Source organism: Streptomyces sp. DF42 (assembly GCF_058267695.1).
On sequence record NZ_CM177859.1, the window covers coordinates 2095006 to 2109589 of the forward strand.

Sequence of the window (14584 nt, forward strand, 5' to 3'; positions counted from 1 at the left end):
CGCCTTACGCAGGCAATCGAACGTAATTCCCGCGTGTCGCCACGGCTTGTCGAATAGCCGGACGGAAAGTGCCGTGAGTACCGCCACCGGGGCACTCCCGGATTCGATTTCCCTCCGATTCCGGGCGGGTTCGCGGGAGCTGACACCGCATAGGAAATGCACGGTTCCAGCACACAACCCCCGCGCACCCGCTGTCGGAGCGCGCGGCGACGCGAGCATCATGACGTGAGCTCGTGGGTACGCGTGCGCGGGCTTCGGCGGACCCGGGGCGCGACGAGCGAAGGGCGAGCGAGCGATGGGGACCCAGACGGTGCAGACGGCGGCGCGGCCCGTGCCGACCGGTCAGGGGCGGGTGATCGTCGACTGGCTCACGACCACCGACCACAAGAAGATCGGGCACCTGTACCTGATCACGTCGTTCGTCTTCTTCCTGATCGGCGGGGTGATGGCGCTGCTGATGCGCGCCGAACTCGCCCGGCCGGGACTGCAGATCATGGACAACAACCAGTTCAACCAGCTGTTCACCCTGCACGGCACGGTCATGCTGCTGCTGTTCGCGACGCCGATGTTCGCGGGCTTCGCCAACGAGTTGATGCCCCTGCAGATCGGCTCCCCCGATGTCGCCTTCCCGCGCCTGAACATGCTGTCCTACTGGTTCTTCCTGTTCGGCGGCCTGATCGTGCTCGGCTCGCTGATCGTGCCCGGCGGCCCCGCCGCCTTCGGCTGGTTCGCCTACGCTCCGCTCAACAGCGAGGTGCGCTCACCCGGGGTCGGACCCGACTTGTGGATCATGGGGCTCGCGCTGGCCGGCTTCGGCACCATCCTCGGCGCGGTCAACTTCATCACCACCATCATCGGGATGCGCGCCCCCGGCATGACGATGTTCCGGATGCCGATCTTCACCTGGAACACGCTGTTCACGTCGATCCTGATCCTGATGGCGTTCCCGGTGCTCGCGGCGGCGCTGCTGTGCCTGGAGGCGGACCGGCGGTTCGGGGCGCAGGTCTTCGACGCGGCCAACGGCGGGGCGCTGCTGTGGCAGCACCTGTTCTGGTTCTTCGGCCATCCCGAGGTGTACATCATCGCGCTGCCGTTCTTCGGCATCATCTCGGAGATCATCCCGGTCTTCAGCCGCAAGCCGATCTTCGGCTATCTGACGCTGGTCGGCGCGACGATGGCGATCACCGGGCTGTCGGTGGTGGTGTGGGCGCACCACATGTTCGTCACCGGGGCGGTGCTGCTGCCGTTCTTCGCCTTCATGACGTTCCTCATCGCCGTGCCCACCGGTGTGAAGTTCTTCAACTGGATCGGCACGATGATCAAGGGCTCGCTGTCCTTCGAGACGCCGATGCTGTGGGCGACGGGCTTCTTGGTGACGTTCCTGTTCGGCGGTCTGACCGGGGTGATCCTGGCGTCGCCGCCGCTGGACTTCCACGTCTCGGACACCTACTTCGTCGTGGCGCACTTCCACTACGTCGTGTTCGGCACCGTCGTCTTCGCGATCTTCGGAGGGTTCTACTTCTGGTGGCCCAAGTTCACCGGCAAGATGCTCGACGAGCGGCTGGGGAAGATCCACTTCTGGACGCTGTTCGTCGGCTTCCACACCACGTTCCTGGTGCAGCACTGGCTGGGCGCGGAGGGTATGCCGCGCCGGTACGCCGACTACCTCGCGGCGGACGGGTTCACGGCCCTCAACACGATCTCGACGATCGGCGCGTTCCTGCTGGGCACGTCGACGCTGCCGTTCCTCTACAACGTCTGGAAGACCGCCAAGTACGGCGAGAAGGTCGAGGTCGACGACCCCTGGGGCTACGGCCGCTCCCTGGAGTGGGCGACCTCCTGCCCGCCGCCTCGGCACAACTTCACGACGCTGCCCCTGATCCGCTCCGAGTCCCCGGCGTTCGACCTGCACCATCCCGAGTTCGCGGCGAGTCGTGAGGAGCCTCGCGGAGAAGAGCGCGAGACAGCCGGTCCCGAGCGGTCCTGATCGCCTCGGTGAGTTCGGACGGCTCCAGCACCTCGAACTCGAAACCCATCAGCATCACGTGAATCACCATCACGTCGAGGCTCGCGGCCCCGGTGCGCAGGATGCAGCTGTCCGGGCCCTCCGCCTCCAGTCGGCCGGCCGAGGGCGAGACGCGTTCCCTGGCCTCCTCCAGCGGTACGAGCAGCCGGACGACGGCGTGCGAGGCGTACGCGCGCGTGGAGACGCCCTTCGAGACATACGCGGCGAGATCCTCGGCAGGCGGGGTGCGCGGGGCGAAGCGCGGGCCGTGCGGCGGCTTGGGCGTGATGCGGTCGACGCGGAACGTACGCCAGTCGTCGCGGTCCAGGTCCCAGGCGACCAGGTACCAGCGGCGCTCGGTGCACACCAGACGGTGCGGTTCGACGGTACGGCGGGTGGAGACGCCGTCGTGGCTGCGGTACTCGAAGCGCAGGCGCTCGGAGTCCCGGCACAGATTGGCCACCTCGGTGAGGACCGCCGGGTCGACGGCGTCGGGCTGGGGGCCGCGCAGCATCGGCACGGTGAAGGCGTTGAGGGCGCCGACACGACGGCGCAGCCGGCCGGGCAGCACCTGCTCCAGCTTGGCGAGGGCCCGGACGGAGGTCTCGCCGATGCCCTCGATGCCCTGTCCGGCGGCCGTGCGCAGCCCGACGGCGACGGCGACCGCCTCGTCGTCGTCCAGCAACAGCGGCGGCAGCTCGGCGCCCGCGCCCAGCTGGTAGCCGCCGCCGGTACCGGGACTGGCGTTGACGGGGTAGCCCAGCTCTCGCAGCCGGTCGACGTCCCGGCGCACGGTGCGCGGGGTGACGCCGAGACGGCCGGCGAGATCGGCGCCCGACCACTCACGGTGGGCCTGGAGGAGCGAGAGCAGGCGCAGCAGTCGTGCCGAGGTCTCCAACATGGCGCCGAGTCTGCCAGGGATTGCGGACAGTTATGGTCCTCAAGGGTGCCCGGTGTGGGACACCTCGGTGACGGACACGGACAGGTCGTTGTCCCGCGTGTAGTACGGCCCGGCCTTCACCGGCCCGTACGACGCGTCCACGCGCACGCGTGGACAGGTGAACACGGACCTCTTGTCGGCCACGTCGTCGAGCAGCCGGGCGATGCGCACCGCCGGCCCCGTCTCCCCCGCGGGCCGCAGCCACAGGTCCCACACGCCGGGCTCCAGGGCGCCGTACGCCACCTTGAAGCGGAACTCGGTCCGGTCGGCGAGGACTTCGCTCCGCCGTGCCGGGACGGATGCGTGGCGCCCGCGTACCTCGGCGTACGCGCGGGGGCCGAGCCCGATGCCGTACACGCGCCCGGTCACGGTCAACACACCCTGTCCGATGCGGAGTTCGCCCGCCTCTGCGTGCGGGGCGCGCAGCCAGCTGCGGACGGAGAGATTGCCCTGCCGGGTCGCGTACGGGATGCGGACGGCGACATGGCCGCGGGAGCCGCTGGGGGTGCGTGCGGCGAGCGGGCGCAGGTCGGTGGCGCCGGGCACCAGACGGCGCGGCTCTTCGGCGTCCACGCGCGCGTAGGCGTCCCAGCGGCCCTCGGGGAGGGCGACGATGCCGGGCAGCGCGGCACGCAGCCGGCCGTCCGCGGCCGGGGTCAGCGGCAGGCAGACCTCGTCGTGTCCCGAACGGCGGCGCAGGACCAGGAGGGCGGCGCCGCTGTCGCAGGCCGCGGCGACGTCGAACGTCAGCCCGCCCGCCGAGTCGGCGATGCAGTCGGCGCGCAGCGGTGTGGACTGCGGAGCCAACGTCGTCATGCGGCACGGATCCCTTCTCGGTTTCCTTCCCGGTCCGTCCTGCTCCGTCAGACCTGCGAACAGGCCCTTTGGTTGCCCTTTACCCGGGCCCGGTCTACGGCCGGTAGGGGAGCTGCGGCACGTCGAAGCAGGTGCTGTTCATGTCCCCCTGGGACACCCAGCCCCTGCCGTCCTGCCAGCGGGCCACCGACAGACAGGTCCTGCGGGTCTTCGGCGGCTCGGCCAGTCGCCGGAACGTGACGGGGACCAGCAGCCCGTCCGCGGTGCGGTTCCCGCCGCGGTTCATGAAGGCGTCCACGCACGCGCGCGTGATGCCCGTCCGGGCGCAGGACTTCGCCGCGTCCCTGAACCACATGGCGGCCGCCCACCCCTCCAACTGCCATTGGGAGTGCGTCTTCAGGCCCTCGGTGGCGTCCCGGAACCGCCGTACGGCCGGGTTGTCCGTGTCCTCGTAGTCGCGGCTGGATCCGGTCGCCCAGAGGGCGTTGCGGCAGCGCGGGGAGTCCTTGTAGTCGTCCACGACGGTGGACGTCCAGTTCTGCACGTTGGTGACCTTGGCGATCACCTTCGCACCGACCTCGTCCATCGCCTTGCACAGCTGGGCGTTGCCGTGCGTGTCGATGGCGTCGAAGACCAGGTCCGCGCCCTGTTCCTTCAAGTCGGCGGCAGCCGCACCGAAGTTGGGCAGGGCAAAGTCGACCTGCTCCGTGACCACCTTGTACCCCTCGGCCTTCAGGCCCTGCTCGACGAGCCGCGCGTAGGCGGCCGAAGAGGCCTGGTTGTACGAGACGACGGCGGCCGTACGGGCGCCCTTCTCGCGCTTGAAGTAGCGGTAGACCTCGGTGCCGCCGTACAGCTTCCCGTCCCAGCCGGGGGTGCCGTTCCTGGGCGCGAGGCTGCCGTAGATGCCGTACAGGTGCGGCCAGGTGTCGTAGGCGGCCCCGATGGGCTGGCCGCCGATGTCGGGCACGCGCGCGTGGGAGACGCGGGAGGCGCCCGCGTAGTCCAGTGCGGTGGTGGCGACCAGGGCGACCACCTTGTCCTCGTCGATCAGTTGGTGCACGCAGGCGTTGTTGCCGACTCCGCTGCCGCCGTCGTCGCACTCGCTCACCTCGACCGGATGTCCGTCGATGCCCCCGTGCGCGTTGAGCCGGTCGAAGAAGGCCTTGGCTCCGTCGCGCGGGCCGGTGAAGGCGTTGCCGCCGACCGGGCTGGTGGCGCTGGTGACGATCCCGACACGCAGGGGCGTGCCGGCGCTGGGCGCGGGCGCGTTCGACCGGCCGCCGTGCTCGAAGTCGCTCTCCGGCAGGCGGCTGCCGCAGGCCGTGCCCAGCAGGAGCAGCAACGCCGCGGCGGCGGCGCTCCGGGTCCCGGGGCTAGCAGCCCGCGGCCGGCGAAGCCGACGCATCGCCGCTCAACCGGACCAGCGCGCACAGGGTGTTGACGGACACCTTCCAGGTGCCGTTCTGCTCGACCGAGGTCCCGGAGGCGTTCGGCAGGGCGGTGGCGCCGTTGAGGGTCAGCGCGTAGGTGACGGTCGCCGCGGTCGCCTTGGTGAACTCGATCTTCCGGACCTTCGCCTGCACCTGCCCGCCGCGCTTGTCGCCGCTGAAGGCCTTCAGGACCGGGGCCATCTCCTCGCCGTTCTCCAGGACCTTCTGCTTGTCCGCCAGGGACGTCCTCGGGTCGAAGAACGTCTGCCAGTTCCTGGAGATCTCCTGCTTGGCCGCCGCCGGGTCGGCGGGGGCCGTGGCCGGCGCGCTCGTCGTCGTCCTGTGGACGGAAGGGGTGGGCGGCGGGGTCTCGCTGCCACCGCCACTGTCGTCACTGCACGCCGCGAGGACCGGGGCGAGGACGAGAACGAGGGCGGCCGCGAACACCGGGCCCCGTCCCGCCGCCCTTGGACCGCGCCCCCTGCCTGCGTTCCCCCGCCTGAGGTCGCTCCCGAGAACCATCTGGCTCACCACCGGGTGTCGGTCCGGGCAAGGTGCACCCGGTGCTTTCAGGGTCAGCTTCCAGGAGGCATAGTGCAAGTCCATTGGCTTACATGGAATAGCGGCAGGCACATGCACGAACATGCGACGTGTGGGAGCCAGCGATGCGGACAGGCCGACTGCGGAGTGCACACCCCGTGCTGTGGGCCGGCTGGGCCGCGCTCGCCGCAGGCGCGGTGCTGTGTGTCATCGGCTGGTACGGCATCTCCGGCGAGCGGTACGCCGAGCGCCAACTTCCCTACCTCGCCTCCTGCACGGTCCCCGGCGCGGCGCTGATCATCGCCGGGTCGGTGCTGCTCACCCATGGCTGCAACGCCCTCGCCGCCGCGCGCGTGGAGGAGCTGTACGGCCTCCTGGTGGCCGCGGATGCCACCGACACCGACGGGCCCGGTCAGGCCGTCACCCTGCCCCTCGCGGTCAGCGGGGACCTGCTGATGGTGCCCGGCGGCACCCTGTGGCACCGCGCGGACTGCCCCCTGGTCGCGGGGAAGGCGGAAGCCGTGCCGGTCGACGCGAAGCTGCTGACCGGCGGCGAGCTGGGCCCCTGCCCGATCTGCGAGCCCGCCGACGAGACCGACTGATGTCCTCGCTGACGTACGACCTCACGCTCGCCGGTCTCTCGGTCGGCAGCGCGGCCGCGCTCACCGGGATCGGCCTGATCGTGACGTACCGCGCGACCGGCGTCCTCAACTTCGCGCACGGCGCGATCGCCATGGTGTGCGCGTACGCGCTGCGGCAGTGCGTGGTCGAGTGGGGCTGGCCCCTGTGGCTGGGGGCGACGGTGACGCTCGTCCTGCTGGCACCTGCGGTCGGCGTGGCGCTGGAGCGGTTCGTCTTCCGGCCGCTCGCGGTCCTGGGCGGCGACCCCGCGCAGACGCTGGTCGCCTCCATCGGGGTGTTCGTGCTGCTGGTGGGCGGGGCTGCCCTGGTGTGGGGGCAGGGGGCGCGGGACGACGCGCCGGAGCTGGTGTCGCAGGACCCCTGGGGGCAGCTGGCCGTGGTGGTCGTGCTGGCCGCGGGGGTCGGGGCCGTGATCCGCTGGACTCGGTTCGGGCGGGAGCTGCGGGCCGTGGTCGACGACCGGCAGCTCGCGGTGCTGGTCGGGATCGACGCGGACCGGGTGGCCGCGGCGGGCTGGGCGTTCGGTTCGTTCACGGCGGGCCTGACGGGCGTGCTGCTGGCGCCGTTCGTGCGTCTGGACCCGTACGGGCTGCCGCTGCTCGTCATGGAGGTGGTGGCGGTCGCGGTGGCGGCGCGGATGCGCAGCCTGCCGGTGGCTGTCGTCGTGGCGCTGGGCATCGGGGTGGCGCAGAGCCAGCTGACGCGGCTGCATCCACGGGGCTGGGGCGAGCCGTTGCTGCAGGCGGTGGGCGCGAACCTGTTCGTCGTCGCCCTGCTGGTCGCGGCTCTGGTGCTGCCCCGCATCGGCACGCGCGACGCGCTGCCGCGCACGGCCACCGCGCGCGTGGCGACACCGCCGGGCGTCTGGATCGTCGCCGTGGTGCTGTTCCTGCTCCCGCTCGGTTTCGCAGGCTCGGACCTGCACACGTCGGTCCAGGTGCCGGCGCTGGGTGTGGTCCTGCTGTCGCTGGTGGTGGTCACCGGACGCGGCGGCCAGATCTCACTCGGCCAGGCGGCGTACGCGGGCCTCGGCGCCCTGTTCACGGCGCTGCTCGCCGCGGGCCGCTTCCCGGGTCTGCCGCGGCTGCCCGAACTGGCCGCGCTGGCCGTGGCCGTCGTCCTGGTGGCCCCGCTGGGCCTGCTGACCGGCTGGCCGGCCATCAGCCGCCGGGGCCTCGCGCTCGCGCTGGCGACGTTCGCGGTGGGCGTCGGGGTGAGCCGCTTCGTCTTCGCCCAGCCGTACGCCACGTCCGGCCTCTCGCTGGACCGCCCGGCGGGCTTCGACGGCGACCGTGCCTACTACGTCCTCGAACTGGCCCTGCTGGCAGCCGCGTTGGTCGCCACACGCGCCCTGCGCACGGGCCGCACGGGTCGCGCCCTGGCCGCCATGCGCGACCACGAGCCGGGGGCCGCGGCGGCCGGCGTCCAGGTCCCCTCCCTCAAGCTGCTGGCCTTCGTCTGCGGCGCCGCACTCGCCGCGCTCGGCGGCGGCATGCTCGGCATGGGCCTGCGAGCCTTCGACCCCGGCGCCTACGACCCCGTGCGCGGCCTGCTGTGGTTCGCCGCGGTGGTGGTACTGGGCGCCGACAGCACGCTGGGCGCGCTGGCCGCGGCGGCGCTGCTGGTCGGGCTCGACGCGGGGGCGCGGGGTGGGGTGGCGGCGGCGCTGATCGGGGTGCTGGCCGTACTCGTCGGGCGGTTCCCCGGAGGGCCGTACGGGGCATTGCGGACGGCGGGTGCCCGCCTGCGGCCGCGGCGGAGTGCGAGGCTGACGACGGTGGGGGCGGGGGTGCGGGCGCGGCTGCGGCCGGTGGAGGAAGCGGGCGCGGCGTGCGGGCCGGCCCTGGCGGGGGCGACCCCGGCCTCCCGTGCCCGCGCGCCGGGGCGACCCGGCCAAGGGGTCGCCGATGCCTCCGGGGGCACCGAACCCCGGAATCGACCCGCGCCTCACAACCGACTCGCGGCCACCGACGGCGCTCACCCCCCGCCGGTGCCCCCGGCCCCCGACCACGAAGGTCGCACGGATGGTGCGCGTGGGAATCGGCTCCCGGCCCGGGACCGCGTGCACCCCCGCCCGCCCGCGCCGAGCCTCACAGTCCGTCACCTCCACGCCCGCTACGGCGGCTTCACCGCGCTCGACGGCGTCGATCTCGACGTCGGCCCCGGCCGGGTCACCGCCGTCGTCGGCCCCAACGGCGCCGGAAAGAGCACCCTGTTCCACTGCCTGGCCGGCACCCTGCGCCCCGCGCGCGGGCACGTACGCCTCGGGGACCGGGACATCACCCGGCTGACGGCGCACGCACGCACCCGCCTCGGCATCGCGAGGACCTTCCAACAGCTCGCCGTCTTCCCGTCGTTGACCGTCGCCGAGAACGTCCGCGTGGGTGCCGAGCAGGGCCGGGTGAGCGACCCGGGAGCCGTGGAGCGTGCCCTGCGGCTGCTGGCACTTAACGGACCGGTACGGGCACTGCCCGCCGCGGGCCTGCCCACCGGCACGCTGCGCCGCGTCGAGCTGGCCCGGGCCCTCGCGGGCAGTCCGCGCGTGCTGCTGCTCGACGAGCCCGCCGCCGGTCTCGACAGCGCCGAAGTCGCCGCGCTGGCCCGGGTGCTGAAGGCTTTGGCGGCCGACGGCACCGCCCTCCTCGTCGTCGAGCACGACCTCGACCTGGTCGCCGACCTCGCGGACGTCGTGCACGTGATGACGGGGGGCCGCATCGTCGCCTCCGGCCCGCCCGGCCGCGTACTGGACGAGGCCGGCCCATGAGCGGCATCTCCCTGCGCCACGCGCGCGTGCGCTACGGCCCCCTGGAGGCCCTGCACGGCGTCACCCTCGCCGCCCCCGGCCCCGGCCCCGGCCTCACCGTCCTCCTCGGCCGCAACGGATCCGGCCGCACCACCGCCCTGCGCGCGCTGGCCGGAACCGTGCCGTTGTCGGGCGGCGCGGTGGTGTGGGACGGCGTCGACGTGAGCCGGATGCCGGCCCACGAACGGGCACGCCGTGGGCTGTGCCTGGTTCCCGAACGACAGGCCGTGTTCGGCTCCCTGACCGTGCACGAGAACCTCGAACTTGCCTCAGGCGACTACGACTTCGCCCTCGACGCCTACCCGCAGCTGCGGCCCCTGCTCACGCGTCGCGCCGGCACCCTCTCCGGTGGCGAGCAGCGCATGCTCGCTCTCTCCCGCGCGCTGCTCGCACGCGCGCGCGTGGTCCTCGTCGACGAGCCCGCGCAGGGCATGTCGCCCGCGGTCTCGGCCCGCACGTACGACCTGCTGAGCGCCCTCGACGCGTGTGTGGTCGTCGCCGAGCAGCGGTTGCCGCCCGGGCTCCGGGACCGGAAGGGGGTCTTCGTCCACGAACTGCGGCGTGGCGCCGTCGTCTTCAGCGGAGAGGCGGGCGAGCGGGAACGGAGGCCAGGGGCGGGCCGAACACCGCGGGGGCCCGATGCGGCTCCCCGGCGCGGGCCGAGTCCTTCGGGATGACCAGCAGCGTGCCGGCGTTCACCCGGTCCGGACGTCGGCCGATCATGTCCTTGTTGGCCCGGTAGAGCCCTCGCCAGCCGCCGTGGACGCCGTACATGCCGGCGATCGACACCAGCGTGTCGCCGCGCTGCACCATGAGCATGCGCCCTTCGAGCTTGTACCGCTGGGAGCAGACGGGCCAGGACTCCCAGCCCTGCGCGGCCAGCACCTTCTCCGCCACGGCGATCTGTTCCTCGCGCGTGGCGAGATCCGCGCGCGCGGCGTACTTCAGGCCGCCGAACGCCTTCCAGGTGGCCGGCGAGAACTGCAGGCCCCCGTAGTAGCCGTTCCCGGTGTTGGCGTCCCACCGCCCGCCGCTCTCGCACTCCGCGAGACAGCCCCAGGGCCAGTGGTCCTTGGCGCAGTCGAGGGACACGGTCGCCGGAAGCGCTCCGGGCCGCGGGGGTGGCGGCGCCGCCTGGGCCGCGGCGGGCGCGAGGACGCCGAGCAGGACGGCGGCCAGGACGAGGACGATCGGTGTGCGGTGCATGCGGTGCGTGCGTGGCCTGCGATGCGTGCGGAACATCGGGCCACGGTAAGCACTGGGTGGCTCGCGGCCGCTTCGGCGCGTCCGGTGCGCCCGAGGGCCCCACCCGGTCGGACGACCGGACGGAGCCCGTACTCGGGGAGGGGGAGCGTCTCAGAGTGCGAGTTGCTGCCCGGCCACGATCATGTCGGGATCACCGCCGATGACGTCCTTGTTGGCGGCGTACAGCCGCTGCCAGGTGGTCCCGTGCCGGGCGGCGATCTTGCTCAGGGTGTCGCCGGTGCGGACGGTGTAGTCGCCGCGCGAGGCGCCGCGGTTCGTGTGGCCCGTCGACCGTGCCGGCGCCTTCGACGGCTTCGACGACTTCGACGCTGCGGCCGATGAAGACTTCTTGGCGGTCACGGAGCCGGCGGAGGCCGCGGGTGCGCTCCCGTACGCTCCGGCCCGTGCCGAGCAGGTCGGCCAGGCGCCCCACCCCTGGGCGCGCTGGACCTTGGTGGCCACCGCGATCTGCTGCCCCTTGGAGGCCCGGTCGGCCGTCGGCGCATGGGCCGTGCCGCCGTAGGCGCGCCAGGTGCCGGCGGAGAACTGGAGCCCGCCGTAGTAGCCGTTGCCTGTGTTGATGTGCCAGTTGCCGCCGCTCTCGCACCGGGCGATGCGGTCCCACACTCCGCCGTCCGCCGCGGCGGCGTTGCCGGCCGCGGCCAGCAGTCCGAGCGGGGCGGCGAGCAACGCGGCCCCGGCGAGGACCGCCGTCGTACGAGACTGTGCCTTACGAGCGTTGTCGCTGCCGGCGCTGTCGTGACGATTCTTGCCGTGAGTGGTATCGGCACATTCGGACATGAAGTTCCCTCTCGAACAACCCGGGGTCCCCCAGAGCGGGGGCGCGCTTCCCACGCATGGACGCGGTCGTCGCGCTCCGCCCCGTCCGCCGGAGTGGTGGTGCTGGCTGGCCTGGTGCGGCCGGCGGACGTTCCCGAGCGGTGCTCGTTGCACACGGCCGAGGAATGTAGAGATGCCGGCGAGGCGTCAGCAAGCAACTGCTTGTCATTCCAGGCCAGTTCGCCGTTACCCCGGGTATCGACCATTTTCGGTCACCCACTTCATTCGCCGATTTCGTGATTTGTCGACCACTTGCCCACCCAACCTGTGACCCACTTCACGCAATCAACTTCCTTTGGTTTCCCAGGAGTTGACGGTGAGTGCCCGCTTCCGCACCTGTGGTGACCCTGTGCGGTGGATGGTTCGATTCCGTTCGCCGTGGGGCGTGACTCCGGCCACAGATCACCCGTTGTCTTCTTCATGAGCCCGGGGCCCACCCGGTTCACGGGCCGGGAGCCACCCGGCCCCGTCACGCACCCCCGAGGGAGCCACCGTGCCGCGCATGCTCGACGTCAGCGACGAGGTACGCGCCGAGATCGGCGACGAAGAAGCCGACAGGCTGCTCGCCGGAGACAACGCCCCTGGCAGTTACGACTGCACGTCCTGCCGCACTCCGGGCGACTCCGAACAGGAGCGCACCAGCACCGTCCTGTTCATCGGCGAGGAGACCGCCGTCCTCGCCTTCGCCCACGCCACCTGTCTGCCCTCGCAGGTCGTCCAGGTCACCGAGGAGCAGCTCCGGGGGGCGGTGCGGTCCATCTCCGGCGACACCGTGGACCTGGACCCCGACCAGGTCGCCCCCGAGCCGGCCGTGCTCGGCGTGACCAGCGGACTCGTCCTGATCGCAGGGGAGTTGCACCCGGCGCTGGTCGTCGAGCCGACCGGGCCCATCGTGCGGCCGGGCGCATCCGGACTCGGCGACGACTTCCTGCCGCTGCTCATCGAGCAGGGGTTCATGCCGCTGACGCAGCTGACCGAGGTGCCGCCCGTGCTGCACGGCTGGTCGGTGCTGCTCGCCATGGGCCGGCTGCACGCCGTCCTGCAGCCCGGGGCGAACGCCGGTCAGCCGGTCGCCTGGTGGCAGGCGCACCAGCCGCTGCAGGTGACCGAGGGCTGGCGAGCCGCCGCCAACAAGCACCAGCAGGTGCTCATGTTCGCCGCCCCGGTGGGGTCCATCGGACGTCAGCCCCGCGAGGACCTGCTGCGGGGCGCACTGGACAAGGCCGCGGCGAACGGGAAGTTGGTCGGCGTCGCCATGCCGCTGGCGGGGACGTGAGAGCCCCCAAAGGGGCACGTCCGAACCGCATCCCTTGAACTTCGGGGTCGTTTGGACATACGTGCACACATACGACGTTCCCCGCCGCCAGTCCCTTCAGCCGATTCCGTCCGCGCGGTCGGCGCAGGACATGTCGGGCGGCCCCTCGGCCACGCCCATCTACGACGCGCTCTACTCCGAGTACGTCAAGTCCTTCCGCACACTGCCGGGAGACCGCAGCGGCGAGGAGAACCTGGGGTTCACCGCCTTCGGGAACATCCCGAACAGTTCGTTGCCGCACGACGGGCACCGGCCGGGGTCGTTCAGCAGCTCGTACAGTGCCTACAGCGCCGGGGCCTTCAGCGCCCGGCAGCAGTCGCAGTGGCAGCGCGTCGGGCAGAGCGGGCAGCCGGGCACGGGAATGCACCATGTGCCGGCCGCACTGCCACCCGGTCCGCGCAGCATCCTGTGAGACACGGCGTGTGAGACATGGCGGAGGGGCGGCCCCGGTCGGGGCCGCCCCTCCGCCATGTCTGCGCTACTTCTTCCTGCCGCGCTTCTCGCGCACCCGCACCGAGATGTGGATCGGCGTCCCCTCGAAGCCGAACTCCTCGCGCAGCCGGCGCTCGATGAAGCGTCGGTAGCCCGCCTCGATGAAGCCGGAGGCGAAGAGCACGAACCGCGGGGGCTTGGTGCCGGCCTGCGTGCCGAAGAGGATGCGGGGCTGCTTGCCGCCGCGGATCGGGTGCGGGTGGGCGGCGACCAGCTCGCCGAGGAAGGCGTTCAGACGGCCCGTGGGGACGCGGGTCTCCCAGCCGGCGAGGGCGGTCTCGATGCCCGGGACCAGCTTCTCCATGTGGCGGCCGGTGCGCGCCGAGACGTTCACCCGGGGCGCCCACGCGACCTGGGCCAGCTCGGTCTCGATCTCGCGCTCCAGGTAGTAGCGGCGCTCCTCGTCGAGGGTGTCCCACTTGTTGAAGGCGAGGACGATCGCGCGGCCCGCCTCGACGGCCATGGTGACGATGCGCTGGTCCTGGACCGAGATGGACTCGCAGGCGTCGATCAGGATGACCGCGACCTCGGCCTTCTCGACGGCGGCAGCGGTGCGCAGCGAGGCGTAGTAGTCGGCGCCCTGCTGGAGGTGGACGCGCTTGCGGATACCGGCGGTGTCGACGAACTTCCATGTCACGCCGCCGAGTTCGATGAGCTCGTCGACCGGGTCGCGGGTGGTGCCCGCGATCTCGTTGACGACGACGCGCTCCTCGCCCGCCACCTTGTTCAGGAGCGAGGACTTGCCGACGTTCGGCCGGCCGATCAGAGCGATGCGGCGGGGACCGCCGACCGCGGTGCCGAAGGTCTGCTCGGGCGCCTCCGGCAGCGCCTCCAGGACGGCGTCCAGCATGTCGCCGGTGCCGCGGCCGTGCAGCGCGGAGACCGGGTGCGGCTCGCCGAGGCCCAGCGACCACAGGTAGGCCGCGTCCGCCTCGCCGCTCTGGCCGTCCACCTTGTTGGCGGCCAGCACGACGGGCTTGCCGGCCTTGCGCAGCAGTCGTACGACCGCCTCGTCGGTGTCGGTCGCGCCGACCTTGGCGTCGACGACGAACACGACGGCGTCGGCGGCCTCGATCGCGTACTCGGCCTGTGCGGCCACGGAGGCGTCGATGCCGAGGACGTCCTGCTCCCAGCCGCCGGTGTCGACGACCTTGAAGCGGCGGCCCGACCATTCGGCCTCGTAGGTCACGCGGTCGCGGGTGACGCCCGGCTTGTCCTCCACGACGGCCTCGCGGCGGCCGATGATGCGGTTGACGAGTGTCGACTTGCCGACGTTCGGGCGGCCGACGACGGCGAGGACGGGCAGCGGGCCGTGACCCGCCGCCTCGATGGCGCCCTCGACGTCCTCGATGTCGAAGCCCTCTTCCGCGGCGAGCTCCATGAAGTCCGCGTACTCGGCGTCGCCAAGCGCTCCGTGGTCGTGCTCCTCGCCCGAGCCGTCGGAGTGGATGTGGTCGTTCATGAAGTCCGTACCTCGTCGTTCATTCGTGGTGGTCGGTGGAACACCCGGTTT

Annotated in this window: 12 protein-coding genes and 1 pseudogene; 6 read left to right on the forward strand and 7 right to left on the reverse strand. The window is 72.1% G+C overall.

Going from position 1 to position 14584, the window contains the following annotated elements; translation table 11 throughout:
* Positions 1-295: 295 nt before the first annotated feature.
* A pseudogene (gene ctaD / locus ACYUED_RS09500) lies at positions 296-1864 on the forward strand (aa3-type cytochrome oxidase subunit I); the annotation flags it as partial.
* Here the strand turns inward: ctaD and ACYUED_RS09505 are convergent.
* The 4 genes from ACYUED_RS09505 to ACYUED_RS09520 form a co-directional block, all read right to left on the reverse strand.
* Positions 1863-2906: a helix-turn-helix transcriptional regulator gene (locus ACYUED_RS09505; RefSeq protein ID WP_491291838.1), complete on the reverse strand. Its 1044-nt coding sequence runs from the start codon at positions 2904-2906 to the stop codon at positions 1863-1865. The pseudogene ctaD and the gene ACYUED_RS09505 sit on opposite strands and share 2 nt — an antisense overlap.
* A gap of 39 nt (positions 2907-2945) precedes the next feature.
* Entirely contained in the window at positions 2946-3761 is an 816-nt protein-coding gene (locus ACYUED_RS09510; protein ID WP_491291839.1) for a hypothetical protein, read from the reverse strand.
* A gap of 94 nt (positions 3762-3855) precedes the next feature.
* The gene (locus tag ACYUED_RS09515; protein ID WP_491291840.1) at positions 3856-5169 is read right to left on the reverse strand and encodes an ABC transporter substrate-binding protein; all 1314 of its coding nucleotides are present in this window, start codon (positions 5167-5169) and stop codon (positions 3856-3858) included.
* Positions 5138-5716: an MTB12 C-terminal domain-containing protein gene (locus ACYUED_RS09520; protein ID WP_491291841.1), complete on the reverse strand. Its 579-nt coding sequence runs from the start codon at positions 5714-5716 to the stop codon at positions 5138-5140. Before ACYUED_RS09520 ends, ACYUED_RS09515 begins: the two co-directional genes overlap by 32 nt.
* Before the next feature lie 143 nt (positions 5717-5859).
* Between ACYUED_RS09520 and ACYUED_RS09525 the strand changes: the two genes are divergently transcribed.
* Genes ACYUED_RS09525 through ACYUED_RS09535 form a run of 3 tightly spaced genes read left to right on the forward strand, consistent with a single transcriptional unit; the run spans position 5860 to position 9856 of the window.
* Positions 5860-6336, forward strand: a complete 477-nt coding sequence (locus ACYUED_RS09525; RefSeq protein ID WP_491291842.1) for a hypothetical protein — start codon at positions 5860-5862, stop codon at positions 6334-6336.
* Positions 6336-9140, forward strand: a complete 2805-nt coding sequence (locus ACYUED_RS09530) for an ABC transporter permease subunit (RefSeq protein WP_491291843.1) — start codon at positions 6336-6338, stop codon at positions 9138-9140. The genes ACYUED_RS09525 and ACYUED_RS09530 overlap by 1 nt, the downstream gene beginning before the upstream one ends.
* The gene (locus tag ACYUED_RS09535) at positions 9137-9856 is read left to right on the forward strand and encodes an ABC transporter ATP-binding protein (RefSeq protein ID WP_491291844.1); all 720 of its coding nucleotides are present in this window, start codon (positions 9137-9139) and stop codon (positions 9854-9856) included. The genes ACYUED_RS09530 and ACYUED_RS09535 overlap by 4 nt, the downstream gene beginning before the upstream one ends.
* Here ACYUED_RS09535 and ACYUED_RS09540 read toward each other — a convergent pair.
* A complete protein-coding gene (locus tag ACYUED_RS09540) occupies positions 9756-10421 on the reverse strand; it encodes a transglycosylase family protein (RefSeq protein WP_491291845.1) in 666 nt (221 codons plus the stop codon). The genes ACYUED_RS09535 and ACYUED_RS09540 overlap by 101 nt on opposite strands.
* Positions 10422-10535: 114 nt before the next feature.
* Complete coding sequence (locus ACYUED_RS09545) at positions 10536-11225, reverse strand: LysM peptidoglycan-binding domain-containing protein (RefSeq protein WP_491291846.1); 690 nt, start codon at positions 11223-11225, stop codon at positions 10536-10538.
* A 532-nt stretch (positions 11226-11757) separates the two neighbouring features.
* On the opposite strand from ACYUED_RS09545, the gene ACYUED_RS09550 reads away from it, so the two are divergent.
* Positions 11758-12540 (forward strand): DUF8842 C-terminal domain-containing protein, encoded by a 783-nt coding sequence (locus tag ACYUED_RS09550; RefSeq protein ID WP_491291847.1) that lies wholly within the window; start codon positions 11758-11760, stop codon positions 12538-12540.
* A gap of 61 nt (positions 12541-12601) precedes the next feature.
* The gene (locus ACYUED_RS09555; protein WP_491291848.1) at positions 12602-12991 is read left to right on the forward strand and encodes a hypothetical protein; all 390 of its coding nucleotides are present in this window, start codon (positions 12602-12604) and stop codon (positions 12989-12991) included.
* Positions 12992-13057: 66 nt separating this feature from the next.
* Here the strand turns inward: ACYUED_RS09555 and der are convergent, their stop codons facing one another.
* Positions 13058-14533: a ribosome biogenesis GTPase Der gene (gene der, locus ACYUED_RS09560; RefSeq protein WP_491291849.1), complete on the reverse strand. Its 1476-nt coding sequence runs from the start codon at positions 14531-14533 to the stop codon at positions 13058-13060.
* Positions 14534-14584: the final 51 nt, after the last annotated feature.